19 protein-coding genes and 3 pseudogenes are annotated in these 22,490 nt (G+C 39.2%); 11 read left to right on the top strand and 11 right to left on the bottom strand.

The genetic code is table 11. The annotated features are described in order from the left end of the window. Positions 1-311: 311 nt before the first annotated feature. The 7 genes and pseudogenes from A9970_RS15885 to A9970_RS15855 all read right to left on the bottom strand — a co-directional run bounded on the left by A9970_RS15885 (position 312) and on the right by A9970_RS15855 (position 7,127). Entirely contained in the window at positions 312-707 is a 396-nt protein-coding gene (locus tag A9970_RS15885; RefSeq protein ID WP_115046024.1) for a hypothetical protein, read from the bottom strand. 108 nt (positions 708-815) lie between these two features. Next, positions 816-1,154, bottom strand: a pseudogene (locus tag A9970_RS15880) (conjugal transfer protein TraG); the annotation flags it as partial. Positions 1,155-1,255: 101 nt separating this feature from the next. Further along, positions 1,256-1,414 (bottom strand): SDR family oxidoreductase, encoded by a 159-nt coding sequence (locus tag A9970_RS15875; RefSeq protein WP_021190864.1) that lies wholly within the window; start codon positions 1,412-1,414, stop codon positions 1,256-1,258. Between the two features lie 98 nt (positions 1,415-1,512). After that, positions 1,513-2,130: pseudogene (locus A9970_RS15870) on the bottom strand (type I glyceraldehyde-3-phosphate dehydrogenase); the annotation flags it as partial. Between the two features lie 122 nt (positions 2,131-2,252). Beyond that, positions 2,253-3,443 (bottom strand): FecR family protein, encoded by a 1,191-nt coding sequence (locus A9970_RS15865; RefSeq protein ID WP_182982985.1) that lies wholly within the window; start codon positions 3,441-3,443, stop codon positions 2,253-2,255. A gap of 48 nt (positions 3,444-3,491) precedes the next feature. After that, positions 3,492-4,097, bottom strand: coding sequence for an RNA polymerase sigma factor (locus A9970_RS15860; protein ID WP_115046028.1), 606 nt, complete (start codon positions 4,095-4,097; stop codon positions 3,492-3,494). A gap of 810 nt (positions 4,098-4,907) precedes the next feature. Further along, positions 4,908-7,127 carry an NADP-dependent isocitrate dehydrogenase gene (locus A9970_RS15855; protein WP_182982984.1) on the bottom strand — a complete coding sequence of 740 codons (2,220 nt, stop codon included), beginning with the start codon at positions 7,125-7,127 and terminating at the stop codon, positions 4,908-4,910. Positions 7,128-7,745: 618 nt separating this feature from the next. On the opposite strand from A9970_RS15855, the gene spt reads away from it, so the two are divergent. The 3 genes from spt (at position 7,746) to A9970_RS15840 (ending at position 10,075) form a co-directional block, all read left to right on the top strand. Further along, positions 7,746-8,939 carry a serine palmitoyltransferase gene (gene spt, locus A9970_RS15850; protein ID WP_182982983.1) on the top strand — a complete coding sequence of 398 codons (1,194 nt, stop codon included), beginning with the start codon at positions 7,746-7,748 and terminating at the stop codon, positions 8,937-8,939. Between the two features lie 291 nt (positions 8,940-9,230). Then, on the top strand, positions 9,231-9,407 hold the full coding sequence (locus A9970_RS15845; protein ID WP_182982982.1) for a hypothetical protein: 177 nt from the start codon (positions 9,231-9,233) through the stop codon (positions 9,405-9,407). Between the two features lie 71 nt (positions 9,408-9,478). Next, positions 9,479-10,075: a methyltransferase domain-containing protein gene (locus A9970_RS15840; RefSeq protein ID WP_182982981.1), complete on the top strand. Its 597-nt coding sequence runs from the start codon at positions 9,479-9,481 to the stop codon at positions 10,073-10,075. Positions 10,076-10,121: 46 nt separating this feature from the next. On the opposite strand, the pseudogene A9970_RS15835 reads toward A9970_RS15840, so the two are convergent. Together A9970_RS15835 and A9970_RS28515 are read right to left on the bottom strand one after the other, a co-directional pair. Continuing rightward, positions 10,122-10,625 (bottom strand): annotated as a pseudogene (locus A9970_RS15835) (YoaK family protein); the annotation flags it as partial. A 15-nt stretch (positions 10,626-10,640) separates the two neighbouring features. Then, positions 10,641-10,844, bottom strand: coding sequence for a hypothetical protein (locus tag A9970_RS28515; RefSeq protein WP_220801628.1), 204 nt, complete (start codon positions 10,842-10,844; stop codon positions 10,641-10,643). A 956-nt stretch (positions 10,845-11,800) separates the two neighbouring features. Here A9970_RS28515 and A9970_RS15830 point away from each other — a divergent pair. The 5 genes from A9970_RS15830 to A9970_RS15810 all read left to right on the top strand — a co-directional run bounded on the left by A9970_RS15830 (position 11,801) and on the right by A9970_RS15810 (position 14,806). After that, positions 11,801-12,553, top strand: coding sequence for a hypothetical protein (locus A9970_RS15830; RefSeq protein ID WP_182982980.1), 753 nt, complete (start codon positions 11,801-11,803; stop codon positions 12,551-12,553). A 134-nt stretch (positions 12,554-12,687) separates the two neighbouring features. Then, positions 12,688-12,966 carry a helix-turn-helix domain-containing protein gene (locus A9970_RS15825; protein WP_182982979.1) on the top strand — a complete coding sequence of 93 codons (279 nt, stop codon included), beginning with the start codon at positions 12,688-12,690 and terminating at the stop codon, positions 12,964-12,966. Next, positions 12,953-13,276, top strand: coding sequence for a hypothetical protein (locus A9970_RS15820; RefSeq protein WP_182982978.1), 324 nt, complete (start codon positions 12,953-12,955; stop codon positions 13,274-13,276). The genes A9970_RS15825 and A9970_RS15820 overlap by 14 nt, the downstream gene beginning before the upstream one ends. Further along, the gene (locus tag A9970_RS15815) at positions 13,269-13,823 is read left to right on the top strand and encodes a BfmA/BtgA family mobilization protein (RefSeq protein ID WP_182982977.1); all 555 of its coding nucleotides are present in this window, start codon (positions 13,269-13,271) and stop codon (positions 13,821-13,823) included. Before A9970_RS15820 ends, A9970_RS15815 begins: the two co-directional genes overlap by 8 nt. Before the next feature lie 5 nt (positions 13,824-13,828). Next, on the top strand, positions 13,829-14,806 hold the full coding sequence (locus A9970_RS15810) for a DUF5712 family protein (protein ID WP_182982976.1): 978 nt from the start codon (positions 13,829-13,831) through the stop codon (positions 14,804-14,806). Positions 14,807-15,005: 199 nt separating this feature from the next. On the opposite strand, the gene A9970_RS15805 is transcribed toward A9970_RS15810, so the two are convergent. Together A9970_RS15805 and A9970_RS15800 are read right to left on the bottom strand one after the other, a co-directional pair. Then, the gene (locus A9970_RS15805) at positions 15,006-15,197 is read right to left on the bottom strand and encodes a hypothetical protein (protein ID WP_182982975.1); all 192 of its coding nucleotides are present in this window, start codon (positions 15,195-15,197) and stop codon (positions 15,006-15,008) included. Between the two features lie 29 nt (positions 15,198-15,226). Beyond that, on the bottom strand, positions 15,227-15,742 hold the full coding sequence (locus A9970_RS15800; RefSeq protein WP_182982974.1) for a helix-turn-helix transcriptional regulator: 516 nt from the start codon (positions 15,740-15,742) through the stop codon (positions 15,227-15,229). A gap of 725 nt (positions 15,743-16,467) precedes the next feature. On the opposite strand from A9970_RS15800, the gene A9970_RS15795 reads away from it, so the two are divergent. From A9970_RS15795 to A9970_RS15785, 3 genes are read left to right on the top strand one after another with little or no spacing between them, the layout of a single operon-like run. Then, complete coding sequence (locus tag A9970_RS15795; RefSeq protein ID WP_182982973.1) at positions 16,468-17,871, top strand: TlpA disulfide reductase family protein; 1,404 nt, start codon at positions 16,468-16,470, stop codon at positions 17,869-17,871. Next, positions 17,871-21,083: a SusC/RagA family TonB-linked outer membrane protein gene (locus A9970_RS15790; protein WP_182982972.1), complete on the top strand. Its 3,213-nt coding sequence runs from the start codon at positions 17,871-17,873 to the stop codon at positions 21,081-21,083. The genes A9970_RS15795 and A9970_RS15790 overlap by 1 nt, the downstream gene beginning before the upstream one ends. Before the next feature lie 13 nt (positions 21,084-21,096). Further along, positions 21,097-22,455 (top strand): RagB/SusD family nutrient uptake outer membrane protein, encoded by a 1,359-nt coding sequence (locus A9970_RS15785; protein WP_182982971.1) that lies wholly within the window; start codon positions 21,097-21,099, stop codon positions 22,453-22,455. The last annotated feature ends 35 nt before the right edge of the window (positions 22,456-22,490 follow it).

Here is a 22,490-nt window from a genome sequence, read left to right as displayed (position 1 = left end):
AGTATAGTGCATAACAAAATTGTACTTCAACAATTCATCAGGCAGCGTATAAAGAATACCCTAATAATGGAGTTGAAGATGAAATTCTATACAATCGTACTATAAGAAAAGTCTATGCAATAGATTATCACAAAATACAATGGGGTTATGTTTTTTACTGTGGAAGAAATCGAAAAGAAATACAATGTTCTTTCTCCAAAGTACAATACCAACCTACATTCAAAGGAATTTGCAAAAACGGCATAAAACAGCTTTCCTTATGCAAAGTGCAAAAAGAATTTACAAAAAATCAATCGGTCAAAAAGGAAGAATTAACAAGATTTTGGAGGCTGCCAGATAGCAGAGAGAAACTGATTTGAAACGAACGAATCATCAAAAGAAACTACCTTAGAGGATCTTTGTATATCAATTTTATGAATTGATTCAAAAAAAATCGGTTGGGGGTATACAAAGCAAAAGCTCAATACAGTTCCGTGCATAATGAAAGGAAGCTTTTGATCCTGGTCATAATCATCATCGTGCGGATGATTTTCAAGGTGATTGCCTTCGTAATGAAGTGCCAAAAACTCAATAACGGAAATTTGAGGGCTTTTTTCTTTATGTTCGAAATAATGCTCGACCAACATAGGAAATTTCAACAACTGACCTAACTCTGTTGTTGAAATAAGATACGTAGTTAGAAAAAATATTGCGAGCACTTTTTTCATATACACAAAATTACGGAAAACTAACATTCAAAATGACATTTCACCGTAATTTATACTGTGTCTATATAAAATTTGCAAAATTTCGAAATTTAAACTCATTAGTGTTACTTACTGCGAAAACAAATGCTGTAAATTCGGGTCATTCTTGATGCGCTCCATTTCGTTTTGAACGATATTCAACACATCAGATTTTATCTGACGGTAATTGCTTTCAATTTGCTTTTTCATCTTATCCTCGTCGTGTTCATCTACAAAAGAAAGGATTTCTGGTATTTGCTGATAGGATTTGCTTTCTGCTGCTACCTTTTCATTGTCCACCACAATTTCAGCGTGAAATATTTTTTGCTCGATACGTTCATCAAAGTTATCCGATACGGAACCCACGAACATACCCTGCGTTAAGGTAGAAATTTTGGAAGCAGGAATAAGGCTGTCTAATTGTGCGGAGGCTAAGACGGGCCACACCTGCGTTATTTACCATGACATCCAGCTTGCCGTATTGTGTTAAAGCTCCTTGAGAAAAGTAGCCGAATTAGTATTTATTGTAGTCAAAAATGCTTTTTCCACAAATCGAAAAAGGACTTTTGTTTTAATAATGCGGAAAAATCAATCAATGCTTTTTTTATCCCTTCTGTAAGGGGTGCGGTAGCAAGTCCTATGCCGGTGCTTCCACCTGTAATTATTACGTTTTTATTTGTAAAACTCATTTTGTAAAACTCATTTTTTTATATGAGGGCACAAGAGTAAAAAGAGGAAATTCTTTTTCGGTTATTATAGCAATAAAATTATTTCCTTCAGGCAATTTTTAATTAGAAGAAACCTTGTCTATATGTGCAACCAGATCGAGAATTTTATTGGAAAAGCCATATTCATTATCATACCAACTAACTAATTTTACAAATGTCGGAGATAATGAAATACCTGCCTTTATATCTAATACAGACGTTCTTGTTTCCCCAATCATATCCGTAGAAACTACATCTTCGTTTGTATATCCGACAATTCCCTTCATGCCATTTTCTGCAGCATAAATTACGGCATTGCATATTTCTTCGTAAGAAGCCGGGGTTTTAAGTCGGAAAGTAATATCTGCTACCGATACATCTAGTACAGGAACCCTAAACGATAATCCGGTAATTTTACCAGCAAGTTCGGGAATGACCTTCCCGACAGCTTTAGCCGCTCCTGTCGCCGATGGAATGATATTGTTTGAAGCGGCTCTACCTCCTCGCCAGTCTTTTGAGGATGGGCCATCTACCGTTTTCTGTGATGAAGTTGTTGCGTGAACTGCCGTCATCAAGGCTTCTTCTACACCAAAATTATCGTTCAATACTTTAACTATCGGTGCTACGCAGTTTGTAGTGCAGGATGCGTTAGATACAAAAATTTCTCCATTGTAGTTTTTTTCATTTACCCCCATAACTATAATAAAAATTCCGAATCAATGAATTATTTGTTAAGACCAACACTTTTTTGCCAAGAACGATTGCCCCTGTTCTTGGCTCTTTTTATTGGTCTGCTCGTTAATGATATTACACCGTTATTCTATAAGACCATAAGCCTCCTTCCTTTAATTTCAAACTTTATATCACTTACTTCTTCTAGCCGATCTAATACGTCGCGTAAAGAGTTACTCTGTTGAAACGTTCCCGTTATTTTCTCTTCTGAATTCTTAACAATGTTGATTTCTTCAATGTTATACCATCGTCCTAATTGCTCAAGAATATCTGTAATTTTTGGATCATTAAAACTAAAGTATCCATCTTTCCAACTGGTTACATCACTCAGATCGACTCCTTTATTTAACATACTAAAGCCATTTTCATTTGTTGAATACTGATCCCCTGGTTTTAATATTACATTACTCTTTGGAGTTATCAACCGGATCGTTCCCTGAATCAAACTCGTTGTTGTCGTAACCTCATCTGAATATGCCCTGACATTAAATTTTGTACCAAGAACTTTAATCTTGGCCTGTTGGGTTTCTACATAGAAAGGTCTATCCATAGCATGCGCAATTTCAAAATATGCCTCGCCAATTAACTTGACATTCCTAGATTCTTTTTTGAAGACAATCGGATATTCCAGAGAAGCTCCGCTATTGAGAAATACGGTTGATCCATCAGCTAATAAAAGCTTACTTTTATATCCTTTAGGGCTAGAAAATATGATAGTTTCTCTGGTTAAACTAGAAAGATATTTCTCATTAGAATTTTGTTGAACTTTGTAAAGTATAGTTCCATTTTCCTCCTTAATGAGCGATACATCGATCGATTTCTCGTTTAACAATAAATTTCCACCCAGATAGGTAATCCGACCATCTGGCAACCTGAGCGAAGGTAAGCTATCTACTGGAAGCAATATATCTCTTGCTTCAGGATGAACAGCTGAAGCTACATGAGTTTGACTTATATGTGATGACCTATAATAGTTAAAGGTTATAATTCCTAGTATAATAAAGACAGCAAATATTCCAGCTATTCGTAAGAAATACCGATGTCTTTGAAACAGCAACTGAAGTGGAGTATTTCGCTTCCGACTTAACGATTCAATGGTGTCCCTTTTGATTTTTTTTGCTTGTATTTGAAAATCAACATCGGACACATCTATATTACTTAACTTATCTAAGGATTGATACCAATTTAACACCTTCATTTCTTCCTCAGGTGTGCAATCCCCATGTAGATATTTTCTTAATAAAGCCTTTGCCTGACTTTGTGTATTGTTCTTTTCCATTCACCTGTATAACCAATAAAAAGTGACACAGGTACTGTTAAGAAATTATTATGAAATAGTATTATTAATATGAATTGTAAAACTTATCAGAAGTAAGGTAGAATAATGGTTTCGACGAATTACAAAACGGAGATGTTTTAAGGCCGAAGTCAAATTATTCTTCACTGTCTGTTCGGATAAAGACAACGTTAAAGCAATATCTTTTACACTTAAACACTCTTCCCTACTCAGATAGAATATTGTCTTCATCGTTTCTGGCATTTTTTCAACAGCTTGATATAAAATCTGCTTTAATTCCTCTGCTATCATATCTTCTTCGATAGAAGAAGTGTATGAAATCTTGTAGCTTTGTGCTAGGAGCTGTTCGTTAACAACCATACGATTATTTTTTATCATTCGGTTTATAACCTCATATTTCGCCGCTTTAAAAAGATATGGATAAAGTGAATCTTCTGCCGTATAAATATCTCGGCGTTTATTCCATAGGGATAAAAATATATCCGGTACAATTTCCGCAGCATCTGTGACAGAGTTCAACCTCCTTGAAACATGTCGAACCAATATCTCCGTATATCTATACATCAGACACGAAAAAGCACTCTGGTCATCTTTCTGAAGTAGGAAGAGTAATTCTTGGTCAGACATCTGTTTCATACCACAAAACTAATCAAAGAATCATATCACAGTTTATTAAATTTATATTAAGGATAATATCTCATCCACCTGTAGTTTTACAGTAGTGTATTTCTATTCGAAAAACCAGAGTAGACCAACCGAATAATCCGGAGAGGCTTGTCATTTTAGCTTGCATATATAAAGGGCTTATATAGTTAGTGTGACTGGAACAACAAAATCTGCCATTTCTGGTATAATTGCAACGCTTGAGACGAAATTCGATATTACTGAGGAATTGACCTTAGCGATTAGAGGAGGAACACTTGGAGATATTTTATAGGAAATCTTTCTGTTACATGTGTGGTGATGTCCTATAATAGGACGATACAATAGAGCAAGCAGAAGTTGGGCAGAGCCCTACTTTTCTTGCCCTATGCTCTGCAAATGGGGTTTAGAGTATCCTCCGGGGATACTCTTTTGGCTTAACTATACCGTTAAGCCTCGTTTTAGTATACTGGTTGGTATACTCAGCTCCTAACCAAACATAGAAATAATAGGCCGTATTTTCACAAATGTATTAATGCGTGTAAAACTCGCTAGGTTGGACTTTCCAACATGTGTGGGTTGGTCGGAAATTCCTATTCGCCGCCCTCTTTACAAGAAAAGCAGTCAAATCAAGATTTATCAAGAAATAGACCTCTATTGACAATTAAATCAATAAAAATGTTATGCTCTTTATTTTTAGATAATATTCGATTCAGATCATAGTACCAAGTCGAATATTATCTATAATAAGCAAAAAAATACCAAACAGAGAATTAGATAAATAAGGATTGAAATGGTTCTACTTTAGATCCTCTCAATTATATTATTCAATGTATCGGAAGGACGCATTGTCTTAGCGGCCAACTCATCATTCGGGAAATAGTAACCGCCAATGTTTTGTGCACTACCTTGTGCCGCGATCAATTCTTCATTGATTTTTACCTCATTATCTTTCAATTCTTTTGCAACAGCTGAAAATTTATCAGCTAATTCAGTATCCTTAGTTTGCGCCGCTAATGCCTGGGCCCAATATAAAGTCAGATAGAAATGTGAACCACGGCTATCAATCTGACCCACTCGACGCGCTGGCGGCCTATCGTTTGCCAGGAATTCTGCTGTGGCGTCATCTAAAGCCTCTGCTAATACCAAAGCTTTCGGGTTATTTTGTGTTTGGGACAAGTGTTCCAATGAAGCTCCAAGTGCCAAGAATTCACCCAATGAATCCCACCTTAGATAACCTTCTTGAAGAAGCTGTTCTACGTGTTTAGGAGCTGAACCGCCAGCGCCTGTTTCAAACAGACCCCCACCATCCATCAATGGAACGATAGATAGCATTTTAGCAGATGTCCCAACTTCTAAAATAGGGAATAGATCCGTCAAATAGTCACGTAGTACATTGCCTGTCACTGAAATTGTATCTTCTCCCTTACGAATGCGCTCCAATGAGAATTTGGTCGCGTCAATTGGAGATAAGACACGGATATCTAATCCTGTCGCATCAAGCTCTGGTAAATATTTTTCTACTTTCCTAATGATCTCTCGATCATGTGCACGGTTTTTATCCAGCCAAAATACTGCTGGTGTTTCAGATAGACGAGCACGGTTTACCGCTAATTTTACCCAATCCTGGATGGGCGCGTCTTTCGTTTGGCACATACGGAAAATATCACCTTCCTCCACCTTTTGCTCCATGAAAACGTTTCCTTCAGCGTCTACCACACGGATAGTACCATTTCCTGCCGCTTGGAAAGTTTTATCGTGTGATCCGTACTCTTCAGCTTTTTGAGCCATTAAACCTACATTTGGAACAGAACCCATCGTTTTAGGGTCTAATGCGCCATGCTCCTTACAGTCTTCAATAGTTGCTGCATAGACACCTGCGTAACAACGGTCAGGAATCATAGCAATCGTATCTTCTTCTTGACCTTCTTTATTCCACATCTTGCCTCCGATACGGATCATTGCTGGCATAGAGGCGTCGACAATCACATCCGAAGGAACATGGAAGTTTGTAATACCTTTATCTGAGTTGACCATCGCCAATGCAGGACCATTTGCAATAGTAGCATCAATTGAGGCTTTCACTTCGCCTTCTCGTGCGTGGCCTGCAATTTTAGCATATACCTCCCCCAGGCCGTTATTTTTATTGATACCATGTTCTTTGAACAGATCACCATATTGTGCGAAAACATCTGCAAAATAAGTTTCAACAACGGCACCAAATATAATCGGGTCAGAAACCTTCATCATTGTCGCCTTTAAATGTGCAGACAACAGTACACCCGCTGTTTTAGCTTCTGCTATTGCATCTGCAACAAAGGCCTTTAACGCATTTAAACTTAATATGGAAGAATCAATCACTTCATCCGCTTTTAATGGAGAAAGTCCCTTCAATTCTGTTACTGTACCATGTGCATCAACAAATTCAATTTTAAATTGACAAGCATTTTCAACAGTTACGGATTGCTCTGAACCGTAGAAATCGCCTGAAGTCATCGAGGCTACTTTCGTTTTGGAATCTTTGGACCAGGCCCCCATTTTATGAGCGTGTGTTTTAGCATAATTCTTAACGGCTTTAGGTGCACGACGATCGGAGTTCCCCTCACGTAACACTGGGTTTACCGCCGAACCAAGTACCTTTGCATATTTAGCTTTGACTGACTTTTCGTCATCTGTTGTGGCTTCATCGGGATAATTTGGAATAGCGTAGCCCGCTTTTTGCAATTCAGCAATGGCACCTTTTAATTGAGGAATCGATGCTGATATATTGGGTAATTTAATGATATTCGCCTCCGGAGTTGTTGCCAACTGACCCAACTCGGCCAAAGCGTCAGCAATTTTTTGATCTTCTTTTAAAAATTCTGGAAAGCTAGCAAGAATACGGCTTGCCAAAGAGATATCTCTCAATTCGACGCCGATATCAGCTGTAGCGGTAATCGCCTGGACGATGGGTAAAAACGAATAAGTCGCCAATAGCGGAGCTTCATCTGTTTTTGTCCAAACAATTTTTGATCTGTTTGACATAATGATCTATTAGAAATATATTATATTTTAATACTTTGTGAAATGATTGAAAAATCTTTATTTCTCAAAAACTCACCTAAAGATAAGATTAAATTTAAAAAATCTGATATAAATTCAGAATTTCCTTCTTTTAAATGATTTTTTTTAAACAATAATTTTGTACAATCCATTAAAACGTGTTAAAAATTTTGTATTTTTGAATCAAATATTTGGAATGATGCGCGAAACTAAATCAAAGCAAACATCCTTTTGGCGGAAATATGAAAAACATGCATCGACAGAAATCTTCATGTATATAGTAATAGTTTTTATTATTTTATTTGGAATATTGCTTTTTCTGTAAATAGCTAAGATAGAGTGTATTTTATTTTTTTATAATTTACTAACCATAGATGGCATGTAGATATAAGTAAGCTATCCGACCGATGTTGTTAGGTATGTTGATTTCTTTCATGCCAAAATATAAGAGCATATTACACTGAATGCCGATTTGTATGTCGTTAAATTTGTATGTCGTTAAATTTTTGACAAACTTAGATTAGAATTTCAGGGAATTGATAAAATTATTCTGTTAAGATATTTGAATATAATTAATAAGATTTAAGCAACTGAAATTAGATGAATGACCTTTTTTTTAAAAGAGTTTCCAATTTGCCATATATAAATAAATTAAAGGAAGCTGGAAGCTACCCCTATTTTAGAACCTTGGGTTCGGAAAATAACAATGAAGTCTCTAGAAACGGAAAACAGATATTGATGTTCGGATCTAATTCATATTTGGGACTCACTAACCACCCAAAAATCAAGGAGGCTGCAAAGAACGCCATAGATAAATATGGTACGGGCTGTGCTGGCTCCAGGTTTTTAAATGGAAATTTGGATATTCATCTTGAATTGGAGCAAAAATTAGCACATTTTTTAGGAAAAGAAGATTCCCTGGTTTTTAGTACCGGCTATCAGGTGAATGTAGGGTTACTTTCATGTTTGACCGGACGTTCTGATTATTTGTTGATTGATGCCTATGACCATGCCTCCATTATTGATGGCTGTCGTCTTTCGCAATCAAAAGTATTCAAATTCGCCCATGATGATATGGAGGATCTCGAAAAGAAATTAAGAAAATTACCTGTTGAAGCCATTAAATTAATAGTCGTTGACGGTATTTTTAGTATGGAAGGTAATATCGTTAAATTACCTGCTCTTAATTTCCTGGCGAAGAAATATAACGCAACAATTATGGTAGATGATGCCCATAGCTTAGGAGTATTAGGGGTTAAGGGGGCCGGAACTGCATCTCATTTTGGTTTGACAAAAGAGGTCGATCTAATCACAGGAACCTTCAGCAAAGCGATGGCATCTCTGGGAGGGTTTGTTGCTGCTGATCGTATAACGATAGAATATATTAAACATCACGCTAGATCTTTAATATTTGGTGCAAGCATGTCGCCCGCTTCGGTCGCGAGTGCAATTGCGGCATTAGATATCGTTCAAAATGAACCAGAACTAATTGAGAAGCTATGGGATAACACACATTATGCCAGGAAACTTATGGTGGAAGAAGGATTTGATCTGGGGAATTCGGAAAGCCCGATCATTCCAATTTATATTAGAGACGATTATAAGACATTTCTTATTACAAACTACCTTGAGAAAGAAGGTGTTTTTGTAAATGCAATTGTTCCTCCAGCAGTGGCTGTGAATTGTTCTATGATAAGGCTCTCCCTTATGGCAACCCATAGCTTCGGGCAAATTGAATATGCTGTAAAAAAAATAAAAAATGCACTGAAACTGTTTAATGTTGAAATTATATAATTGCAAATGATCAATTTTATAAAAAGTTGAATATTTATTTTTCTTCTATATAAATAGTTCAGCATTTAAACTCTGATCCGGATGAGTTTATAAAAAATTACCCCTAATAAATGTAATTGTTCTCTCTTTAGAATAAGCCTGCCCAATATCCTTTAGAACCGAAATTAGGTACAGCGAGGCTATGATTATTATCTGCGAACAACGGCAGGAATTTTTCCCTTTTACTATTATGAAGGTTGCAGCCGAGGAAAGAAATCCGTAAATTGCGAAACAAAAATACCAACGGATACCATGGACAATAATTTTCCGGAAAAACCGAAGGAAACTGGCGAAAATATCCTTAGATCTTATTCGGCGGGAGATCTCCAGCACCCGCACTGGTACATTTATGAATATGGGAACCACAGAAAAGTACTTGTTGAAATCAACCCCGAATCAGGTAAGGTCCATTTTCTCAGAGAACTCTAGAAATAGGTTCGAATTGATCCCGGGGATTCCCTCAAAGCCCACACTTCATCAGCCAAGGTTAATATTAAGCAATGATCTTTAAACTTTTACGTTCCGGTATATCTATCGATGACAGCAGATTCAATGAAATTTATCCGCCCCACATAAAAGAACTTGCAGGACGCCACTGGACACCAGTGGATGTGGCAGAAATGGCAGCACGATATCTTGTTGAACAATCCGGTGACAGAGTTCTCGATATCGGTGCAGGGGCAGGAAAATTTTGTCTTGTCGGCGCCTCCTGTACCAGCGGGATGTTCTATGGAGTGGAACAGCGGGAATCACTGGTCGAGATATCCAACAACCTAGCCAGCAAACATAATATCCAAAATGTGGAATTTATACATGCCAACATAGACCAGATTTCCTTTACTGACTTCGATGCTTTCTACTTTTACAACTCTTTCTTTGAAAATCTGGATACATCCTGCCCGATAGACAATAAAATCCTCCCTAGTACAAAACTCTACGATCGTTATACGAGCTATCTCTGGGACCAGCTCCGCAGGACACCTGCCGGTACGCGTGTCGTTTCCTATTACAGCGGATGGGATGAGATCCCTGAAAGTTTCGATCTTGAATACACTGCTTTTGGTGGTTATCTCAACTTTTGGCGAAAAAGCTCCTAGAATTAGCGCTCACAAAGTAACCTCAAAAACATTTTAAAGTTCCCTGTTATTTGTTTCGATGTTTTCTGAGAGAGCGGTAATATACCATCAGTATACGGTCGTAATAAAGAGCGAACAACAGGATAAAAATGGGCAACAGGAGTGTTTTTCTTCCCAGCCAGCCAAACAGAAAAGCTCCGGTAATTCCTCCAAGAAAAAATCCTGTAATGATTATTCCCCTGAGCATGATCGAATTTTTAAGACGGCTCCTGTCATTTGGCCTCCTATAAAAAATAAGCTGCGACAGCTCAATGCCCAGATCTGTAAAAAGACCTGTTAGGTGCGTGGTACGGACGACAGATCCCGATATCTTTGTAACCAGAGCATTTTGCAGACCCATGGCCAGAAGCAATATACAGGAAAACAGTACAGGGGATCCGTGGTTCATAAACTCCGATAAAGCAACAGCAGCGAGAAAAAGTATCTCTATGGAAAGCGGTAGCATGTAGGAAAAATGATCCGTATTTTTAGATGTGAGTTCCATGCTGGTATTAGCAAGAAAAGCCCCAAGAAAAAAAGAACTTACTTAGAATATGCTGAGCAGCATCAGCCTGTAATTGTGGAGATATAGATCTTCGGAGAGAAAGGCAAAATGTCCGGTAACACTTGTCGTCAGCGTACCGAATGCCAATAAGCCGACAATATTGACCACACCGGCCACTGTCGACAATAACGCTGCAAGCTTGATATTGTGCCCAAAGGTCCTTCCTTTATTCCTGTGTCTGAACATAACCTAATATAAGGAAAATCTGAAGCTGACTGCCCGCCAAAAGAAGAAGAAATTTCTCCAAAAATTGCACATATTTCGAATGCAGCAACATCTATCGAACTGAATCATATCTTACAGAGTACAAAGAAATCGCCTGTCGTATCCGAGTGTTTCATGAGCCTATAAGGTGTATACGCTGTATAATTATAAAGCCTTTTTTTACTTTTAAAACATCTGTCAACCGAAATTACCTCTGTATGGTAGAAACGGAATTCCCTGTCTACATATATGGAGTCATAAAAAATTATCAGCCTGTCCAGGATAATCTGATCTATATCACTACTGCTTAACATATTGATTTGTTATTGTTCGAAAACCATTGCATTACTTCATATAGCAATCAATCCCAAAAAAATGGAATGCTAGTGTAACCTGGGGATAGAATTACTTTGAACAAAGCTTTCAACAACAAATTTAAAACAAAATAGTACTAAAGGGGAAAAACACCGTTCTCATTTTTAATCAATGGGCAATGATCCAAAAAAAAGGCCAGGCGCTAGCCCGGCCCAAGGAATCTTATATATTATTTGAGGGATTATAAACAAAGGACACATGCGATTGTTTTGATTGGCCGGCTACCGACAAAAAAAACAGGCACGGATTCCTGAGGTCCGGCCCATTTTTAAATTTTCTCTAATCGTAATAGATAGCTGTATAACAAAATAAGCTTTATAATGTTTTCTATCTATATAATTAATTCTTTGACCGGGAAGTTTTAGCCGGACAAGTATTTAAAGTATAGACATTATTCATCCAATTCAGCTATCTTAAATTGTAAATGATAAAAATCTATCGTAGGACTTTTAAAGCTACTTTCTACAGGAAAATATTTCTGAGAGTCGAACTTATCAAATTTTTATACACCATTTCTTAAATTCAACGTTCGTCGAATTGAGGATTTTCTTTAAATTGGGTATATGGCAGCACACTATTTTAAATCAAGAAAAGCTTTTGATTTCCGCCCGCATCCATTTGAACTGGGGAATATCCTGGGACTTAAAAAAGGATATGAGGATAACCATTTTCTATTGAAGGTGTATAATCTGGATGATGGATCATTCTATGACTATTATCTCTATCATCTGCAGTATTATCTATCTCTGAAAAACTCTTCGGAAAAGGACTTCTTTTCTCATGTGTGGCAGATCACTTCTTCCAGAATAGCTCACTTTGAACGACAGGATCCTTTTTCTTCAAAACATTCTCTATATACCTCAAATATTAGGAAACTTAGGGAATTCCGCATCTTTCTAGCTTCTCTGGACAAATGGAATATCAGGCCAAATGATATGCTGATTAAGGAAAAAGATGAACAGATCTCGGGGTTAAAGTCAGAACTGGAAATTCTAAGAAACAAACTGGCCGATCTTGAAAAATACGAGGTGTCCGTCAAACCGATGGTACAGGATGACCATCTTCCCACTTTTATCGACCTGCTCCAACAGTTGAAAAACCTGACGCTTCCCAGTGGTAGGAAATTACTTGTCAGTGACCATGAAAGCCCATATTACAAAATGGTCTCGAAATATTTTGTCTACAATGGCAAAGATATACCGGTCAATACCGTCCGGAATTATTTTGTACAGAAAGATCCAAAAGACTCCATGAAAGGAGTCAAAATCCCCGCAGACAAAAAACTGTTCCAGATAATACCCATAAAACAGGATTAATAGCGATCCTGTTCGACTGCTGAACATGACCAATGGAGTCCGATGGTCATCCAGGCTGTCCTCCCAGCATCCAATTTTGTACCGGTGGCAAGGCACAAATGCCGAGCCGGTATTGTTCACAAAATTGGTATGCTATGGTATTTGACATCCTGACAAAAGAAGACTTGCAGCAGTTCAAGAAAGAACTGTTAGAAGAGATCACACAGGTCCTAAAACGAGAAAACTCAGCTGGCAGCGGAGACAAGGAATGGCTCCGTAGCAGGGAGGTCAGAAAGAAACTGGATATATCTCCCGGAACCTTGCAGAACCTACGGATCACGGGCATCCTACCCTTTAAAAAGATCGGAGGCAGCATGTATTATCGCAGCAGTGATGTCGATAAAATGATGGAAGGAGGCAATGGCAATGGATAACTGTATGCGGGATCATTGCTTTAGTTCATATTTGGAGCAAACTACAAAAGACAGCAGGTTGCTTCCATCTCACATCGGACTCCTTGCGGCAATGTTCTATTATCACCAGAAAGAACGTCCAGGAGATTTCTTTCATTCCAGCCGTAAAAAGCTGATGCATTTTTCGCGTATAAAGTCCACTGCGACTTATCACAAATGCCTTTCCGATCTCATCCTTTATGGCTATGTGGATTACATCCCCTCCTGGCATCCGACAAAAGCCAGCAGGTTCCGGTTTATCATCTACAATAATTCCGGTGGCAATGGCTAGACAGGATGAAAACACACGGTCTGTCCGCTTCCCGGTGGAAGTCGATGGCCGTCTGGCACTGCTCTCCCGTAAACTGGGCAGAACCAAGCGGCAATTGGTGATGGAGATGGTCGATTATTTTTACAGGAGCAAGAAAGACCCCGCTGACCTGAATGATGAGGTTCTGAAAAAAGAACTCTCCAGTGGAGTAAACCGGATCCTTTCCTTTATCCGAAAACAGGAGACCGACCTATTGGTTCCCTTGTATTCCATGCTGGACGAACTTGGAGCTGTAACCAAACAGCAATCGGGTCTAATAGATCTGATTTCCGACGAACAGCAGAAATCGTCTGAATTTCTGAAAACAAATACGGAATATCTTGGAAGTCTGGATAAAGTTCTTAAAAAAATATTTTTGGGTATTAAACAGAGGCAGGAATTAAAAGATGGCTTCAGAAAGATCCTTGAACATTACATTGCCCAGCGGGAAACACTGGGCTGGCCCGTATCTGCCGCAAAAAAAGAGGAACTGGCCAGACAAGTCAGGGAAGCACTGGATAAACTTTAGCCTTTATGTATATCAATATCACGGATTCCGAAACAGGGAACAACAAGGGTAGCTGTGGTGATCTTGTCGCCTATCTGGAAAAGGAAAACCGCCTGTCCGATAATAAAAAACAGGAACACTGGTTCAATGGCGGACGGAACAACATTAAACCGCATGAAGTACGCATCGAGATCGACGGCAATATTGCCAAACTGGGCATGGAGGACAGCAAATTCTTCCTGCTCAATATCAGCCCCAGCAGAAAGGAAATCGATTTCCTGCTGGCTACTTATGGCGAAGTGGGTGCAAAAGAAAAATTAAAGGAATACGCAGCACGGATCATGGATGAATATGCCCGCAATTTTAAACGCCCCGGAATTGAAAATAGCAAAGATCTGTTATGGTTCGCCAAATTGGAAAATTACCGTTATTATAACCATAAGGATCGTGAGGTCAAGCATGGAACAAAAAAAGCGGGACAGCGCAAAGAAGGCCCACAGATGCACATACAGGTCATTGTCAGCCGAAAGGACATTTCTAACCGTATCAAACTGAGTCCACAGAACAGATCCCGGGGCAGGAATGTGGAACATTCCAAAAAACTCGGTCAGTTTGACCAGATGGCTTTTAAGCAGTGCGGCGAGACTGTCTTTGATAGGATGTTCGGTTTTGACCGAAAACTGAAAGAAACATTGCAATATGCGAATATCATGAAGAACGGTAATTCTGATCAGAAGGCGAGGCTTCACACCTTTGAAAGGCTTTTGGGAAGAGGGGCTATTCCAAAAATGGAAGAAGGCTGGACCGATAGGATACTTTCTAACCCTGTTCAGGACAGATCTACCATACTTGGGAACATATTTTCCTCATTTGCCACAAATGGTCCGGGACTTCTGGATATTCTTCTTGATCCTGTTCAGGAGTTTGGTGGTCAGGGTACACCCACTGATGAAGAAGAAAGAAAACGAAAACGCAAAAAGAAAGGCAGGGGAAAGCGAAGGTAAAAGCTTATTTCGTTAATTTGGATAGAAGTGGCATAGCAAAAGAATCCCGCAGATGTAAAGAAATTATCCGCTGGATCATTGATCCGGCTCCTCCGGACCAACGTGCTTAATTTTTTCGGTAAATGTAGGATAGATATATGGTTAACTGAATATAAACAAAAACTTATATACATTAAAGAATATAAATAGATATCTACTACTACATATTGCTGGCGATATGGATATCCATCGTCACCGCTTCTGCAAATTTACCCATGATGGCACAAAGGTCAAGGGTATAGTAAACGCCGCTACGCACGGATCCCCTGCTGGCGCCCTTGACCCAATTGTGCCATCTTGCCTTTTGGTTGCCTAAGCGATGACAATGGGAAATAGTGTTCTTTTTCGCCATAATTAAGAGAATTAAAATCGATTAGTAACCTATATTCTCGCTTTATATAAATTTGTTCTATTTTTTGTAGGGTGTGGCCAAAACTCAACAAAATCAGATTTTTGGAGTTCAGTTGATAGACTACTTCCCTTATAAGTAAGATCATATTTTCTTATAATTCGCCGTATATCTTTAATTTCCATTTCAGTTCTCGTAGTAAAGTCAGGATCTCTCATTAAGATGAATTCAATAAGATACGGAATCGAAGGAGGTTCAGACAAGATTTTGCTATATTCAATATTGTTTTTATGATAGGACTCCAACATTTTACGATAGCCAAAACTTGGTTTGACAATTGTTGTAGTCAGCTTAATAAATGGTACATTAAAAAAACTACTAGCTTTTTCAATAGAAGGTATATCAAAGTCATATTTACCTTCTTTTAAGTACTGAATCCACCTTTTAGACAGCCCTATTATATTACCAAATTCCTCCAGTGTCAGTCCACTATAGCGTACTAAGATAAATATATTGTCTCTTGTTATTGTTGCACTAAATTTTTTCATGCAACAAATTCAAAATAAAAGTAATCTAAAAAAGCGCAAATAAATTCTCTTTTTTAGATTATTATCAATATCTTTATTTCAAAGATGCAATAATATGAGATTATAATTGAATCGAACAAGAAAATAGGTTATTAATTAGACAAATAACGAACTCTCGTAGCGGATTTGGCGATTTAGCAATGCGGGTGTGGGTAATGCGTCAATTTTCCTATCTTTGGGACATATAAATTCCTAGGGTAGGGTTGGCGCTTGCTTCATCTGAGCATTGCCCATGCTTTTCGAAGTATGGAACTGAAAGTCACACCCTAGGGTGGCAAGTAAAGGTTTCGCCAAAGCCTCGCTGTAAAGATAAGCCGGCAGTCAATCCATTTTTGCTGCTTCTCTGAGAGTTCTTAGAAATAAGAGCTGATGAGAAATGTAAGTAAACAAAATAAGCACCATTGTCTACCATTGCAAAATGGCAGCAATGGTGCTTATTTTGTTTTTCGTTCAAGCAGCAAACAATTACTGCAAAATTTAGCCTGTCCACCGGAATAGCCCTACATAATACCTATTAGACAGCCTCCCCTCCGTCCCGACCGAATTCGTCATAAATTTTCCAAGGGACTGAGGAACGGCATTTCTTATAACCCTAAAAACAGACCAATTTTCATCGAAAAAAATGAACGCTAAAAGCGTAAGGGGTAAACTATGCCCCAATTTTTCGACCATAAACAGACCATATTATGATCACACTTATACTTTTAATACTCAAAGATATTTTAAAGACACAGTCTCAAAGCTGGAACCGTCCGTTAATAGTAATTACAATCCTTTTTGTTTCTATGTTTAGTTTATCGGCTCAGACGCCCCGCAAGGACAGCGGGGCCGATGGGCTCTCCAGTCTCGTTGCGCTAAAACCGGGTGATAGGATCCCGGATGCGGTATGGAACCAGCCGCTCGAACTGAACTATTTTAATGGGAAAAAGAAAACAATCAAGTTCGCCGACCTGAAAGGGAAGCTGATATTATTGGATTTTTGGTCGACAGGCTGCCCGAGCTGCATTGAAGGTATCCCCGAGATGGAGTTGATCCAACAGCGCTTTAAGGATAAGGTACAAGTTGTCATGGTCAACAGCAAGCGCAATAAGGATACGCCTGAGCGGATACATAAGCGTTTTAAAAAATATAAAGAGGATTTTAATTACACGCCTGTATTGCCGACAATACTGAATGATACCTTGTTTACATCACTTCTTCCGCATAATACTTTGCCAACGATAGGGATTATCAATCCTGCGGGGCAATTTGTCATCAATTCATACGCAAGTTCTATAACAGAGGATATTATCCAGGATTTTTTAAAAACTGGAGTGTCAAGCCGGTTTATAGAAAAATCGGAAATCCAAAATCCTAAGCGGATAAACACACTGCCTTTAGTGGATACAACGGGACTTCTATTTTGCTCGGTGATGTCCGGGTATAGGGAAAATTATCTCGGTGTGTATCCCGCTGTGTCCTACAGCAAAGGAAGCTCGCTGTTTCAGGTGGGCAATTACTTTCTGAATACCTGTTATCAGTTGGCTTTTCCTGATGCATTCAAAGAGATACAATCGAGCCTTTTTGTTTTTGATGATCGTATCAATAAGGAATTTATCGATCTCATGTACGATTTTAAAACAACAAAAGGACAGTTTTGGTATCAGCTCTACCTGCGCGATAGTGTCACACAGGATTTAGCATTCGATTATTTTAGAAATGCTTTGATTCAACGATTTAATGTTGCTGTTGAGCGAAAAAAAGGTATTGTTGCGGCATACGCACTTTCTCTGGATGTATCGCGTCCAATATGGAAAACCAAGGGCGGAATGTATATGAATAGTGTGGATAAAGGCAATGAATCTTTGATCATGCAAAATATGCCCCTAAATGGTGTGATTGGTTTTATCAGGTCTGTTTTGGACAAGCCGGTAATTTTTGAGGGTAAAAGTGCCGAACGGATTGACCTGCGTTTGCCGGGAAACTTTCTTGATCTGGCTATCAAAGAAAAGATAGCTGCGCTGGAACAGCATGGCATAACGCTTACGCCAACACAATACAATGGTGAATATCCTTATTTCTACACCGTATCTACTAAACATACGAAGTAATGAGGGTGTTGTTGACAGCGCTTTTTACAAGCGTACTGTTTTTCATGGGCAAGGCTCAGGAAAAAATTTGGGTACAGGGTACAATTGTTTCAGCAAAAGATGGCAGGGAGCTAGTGGGGGCCTCTATACGGAACAAGACCTTGCATAATCAGGCTGCAAGTTCATTGCAGGGGAAATTTGCAATTCAGGTAGGTAATCATAAAGATTCTTTAATGATCAGTTGTGTCGGTTTCGTGGATAGGACAGTGGCTGCCGAATTTTTTGAGAAGCATAAGGTACTGGCTTTAAATGCTAAGGAGATTTATTTGGAAGAGGCTATTGTCAGCACCGGTTATCAGACATTGAAAGCCAATGAGGTGACGGGGGCTATTGATGTAGTCGATAATAAAATGCTCAGTCAGCAGGTGGGAACTAACATTCTGGATAGGCTCAATAACATGACAACAGCAATTCGTTTCGACAATCAGCCGATACAAAATGCTGACCTGCAGAAACTGAATATCTCTGTTCGAGGTTTGAGTACAATTAATGGAAATCTGGATCCGCTCATTGTGCTCGACGGTTTTATCTATGAGGGGGATATCAGTAATATTGATCCGGGTAATATTGAAAGTGTCTCCATCCTGAAAGATGCTGCGGCGAGTGCAATATGGGGCGCACGCGCGGGGAACGGTGTTATCGTCATGACTTCAAAAAAGGGCGCTTTTTCCAAGGAGCAGCAGACAAAAATAACACTCTCAAATACAATAATCCTGAAGGAAAATAGCGATCTGAATAAAATCTATCAGCTCCAAAATGTGGATTTTATAGCAGTGGAGAAATATCTTTTTGATAAGGGCTATTATGATTCGGAATTGCTATACCAGCCGTATCTGGCACAGTCGCCAGTGATCGACATATTGGATAGACGCAAGCGCAACCTTATTTCTCCGGCAGATTCGGCCAGCGGTATAGCTAAACTCTTGGGGCAGAATGGAAGACAAAACTATATGGATGCTTTTTATAATGTACCATTTGTCAATCAGCACGCACTGAATATCTCGGGCGGGGGGACACGCAACTCGTATGGGTTTGGTATAGGGTATACGGGGAATAAATCCGAACTGGATGCTTTTGATAGAAAGATCAATATCCAGCTGTCCAATAGTTTCAGACCTACCGACAATTTACAGTTGGATCTCCAGGTGCTGTATACCAATCAGGATAGCAGAAAAGGCAAACCTGAATTCTCATCGTTAAGCTATAGCAGTATGCAGGCGCCATACCTTCAGTTTCTAAATAAGGATGGTGGTGAAATCCCATTTGAAAAGGAATATAGGTCCAGTTATCTGAAGGAAAACTATACAAATGGTTATCTGCCATGGGATTACTATCCACTGTCGGAATACAGATATGCAAAAGACCGACGGCAGAACAATGAATGGTTTTCGAGCCTGAACCTGAAATATAAGGTATTACCTTACTTACACCTGAATGTCGGGGGACAGATTCAGCAGCAGCGTACTGAAAATAACGAATTGAATACTTTGGAAAGTTATGAAGCACGTAAGTGGATCAATGAATTTACCATCATCGGTACGGGTACCACAGCTACAAAATATAACATTCCACTTGGTGGTATAAAACGGTACTCCGCTGCCGAGGGCAAGTCTTATACGCTACGTGGTCAAATTGATTTTAACAAATCGATTGGTCGGCATCTGTTGGTCGGCATTCTTGGTGGCGAGGTACGGGAGAACAGATCGAACACAAATTCCTATACGGCCTATGGATACAATGAACTGCCGATGTCAAGCACTTCGGTAGACTTTGTAACTCGCTTTCCAACATTGCCGGATGATGGGATGCGACGGATACCGGGAGCGCCGCAATTTTTTAAAAATGTAAATCGATTTGTATCACTTTATACCAATATAAGCGACCGGTTTATGGACCGCTATGGTCTATCTATGAGTTTGCGTAAAGACGGCGCTAATATCTTTGGTGCTTCGACCAATGATAAATGGTCGCCGCTCTGGTCCGTAGGCGGATCTTGGGACATTCATAAGGAGGCTTTCTTTAAGCTGGCCCTGTTTGATTATCTAAAATTGAGGACAACCTATGGAACCAGTGGTAACGTCGATCTACGACGGTCGCCAGATCCAATTGCCTATATCGGTTCGGCAACTTATACCAGCTATCCAATGTATCAGATAAGTACCTTGAACGATCCCTTGCTAAAATGGGAAAGAGTAGCAACCACTAACTTTGGTCTTGATTTTTCAGTAAGAAAAGGAAGATTGTCCGGGCGTATTGACTATTATATAAAGAAAGGCAAAGATCTATACGGACTGAGCGAATACGATTATACGGCATGGGGCTTACAGGGTACAGTTGTCAAGAATTTGGCAGGAATGCGGGGACAAGGTTTTGATATTGACTTAAATTCAAAGAATATAAGCGGAAAGATCAACTGGGATACGCGAACGATATTAAGCTTGAATAGGAACAAAACAACGCAATATTACAATCTGCAAAACAGCGTCACATCCTTTCTCTCGAGCGGAAATACCATCACACCGATCGTCGGTAAACCACTGAACGCATTGGCTGCTTATAAATGGATGGGGTTGAATGAATTTGGGGAAGGGCAGGGCCTGCTGGATGGTCAGCTAAGTACAAACTATACCGCCATACGCAACCAGGCTAATGCGTCGCCAGAAGGAAATGAAAGTATCGTGTATTTTGGATCCTCCAAACCGCAGGTCTTTGGGAATATAATCAATACACTGGCTTGGAAGTCTTTGATTTTTTCTTTCAACGTCAGTTTTAAGGGGGACTATTACGTCAGACGTCCTGTGACGTCCTATTTTTCATTGTTTGCTAACGGTAAGGCCTATCCAGACTTTGATCAGCGATGGCAGCAGCCTGGGGATGAGCAATATACACAGGTTCCTGGTATGAAATATCCTATAAAATCATTGTCGGATGCATTCTATCAATATGCTGATATCAATGTCTATAAAGGGGATCATTTGCGGCTGGAATATGTTTCGTTGACCTGGCAAGGTAAGTATACCGTCGGAAATCGTGCATTTAATATGGGGCTGTCGGCAAACGCGGCCAATCTAGGGGTACTATGGCGTGCAAATAAGATTGGTATCGACCCGGAATTTCCGTACCGATTAAGTCCACCAAAGACATTTTCCATCGGATTAAAAATTGATTATTGATCTAATAACGTAAATGATGAAAAGATTTCTTAACATATTGTGGCTAGGGGTAGTTGTTTTCTTCTTGTCGGCCTGTCAAAAATATTTAGAGGTACAGTCAAACTATGGTTTGGCTGTACCCAATAGCTTGGACGACTTACAAAAGCTACTGGATGATAGCCAGATCATGAATCTAAAGTTTCCTTCTTTTGGGGAAGCTTCGGCAGATAATTATTACCTGAGCCAATCCGCATATGATGCATTGATTGACTATGGTCAACAGACTTATATCTGGCAGAATGATCATATGAATTTCGGAAATGACTGGTCCTCCTCTTATAATACGATTTACAATAGCAATCTTGTGTTGGACCGTATAAAAAAGAGCAATCGAAATGAAGGTAATGCTAATCAGTATGATGCCATTTATGCTTCTGCTAAATTTTATCGGGCGAGCCAATATCTGGCTTTATTATGGACCTATTCAAAAGCCTATACCCAAGAATCAAAAACAGATATGGGTATTGTGCTGCGGAACAGTTCGGATTTTCATGAGCAATCTTATCGGTCATCCATAGCGGAGTGCTACGAAAATGTAATTACAGATCTGAAAGAATCTAGTCTTATGCTTCCTGAGAAAACCAGTCATGTCATGCGTCCCAATAAGTATGCGGCTTATGCTACATTGGCTCGTGCTTACCTATCGATGCAGGTCTACGATTCGGCCTATTATTATGTTGATTTAGCCCTAAAGTACAATGTTGACCTGCTTGATTTTAATAATTTATCGGAAGTAAAGATGACAGCTTCCTACCCATTTACGATTTTTAATAAGGAGACTTTATTTTATGCTGAATTACTAGTAAGTATCAATTTGACAAGTTCGCGCGCATTGACCGATACGCTCCTGTATCGTTCTTATGACAGTAATGATTTACGCAGGTCAGCATACTTCAAAGTAGCAGCCGATGGAACGACTACTTTCAAAGGCAGTTACGCAGGATCTTCCAAGATGTTTTCGGGAATAGCAACGGACGAGCTGTATCTTATGCGTGCGGAATGCAATGTGAGAATGGGGAATGTAGAGGCAGGAATGGCAGACTTAAACCATCTACTCGGGTATCGCTATAAAACGGGCACATTTATTCCTTATGTGCTAAAAGACAAAAGAGAAGCACTGGCTTTAATCCTAAAAGAGCGAAGAAAGGAATTGCTGTATAGGGGGCTAAGATGGATGGACCTAAAGCGGTTGAATGCAGAAGGAGGGGAGATTTCAATAACAAGAAAACTAAATGGGCAATTGATTACTTTACAGCCAAACTCCAACGCTTATGCACTTCCTCTTCCTGAAGATATTATTAGATTGACGGGAATGCAACAAAATCCGAAATAAAGAAAATGTAGATACAAATAGGGAAGGGGCAGTCC

This window comes from Sphingobacterium sp. UME9 (genome assembly GCF_014170215.1).
Lineage (GTDB): Bacteria > Bacteroidota > Bacteroidia > Sphingobacteriales > Sphingobacteriaceae > Sphingobacterium > Sphingobacterium paramultivorum.
Note: the sequence above shows the minus strand (reverse complement) of the source record. Positions and strands in the feature narration are given on the sequence as shown.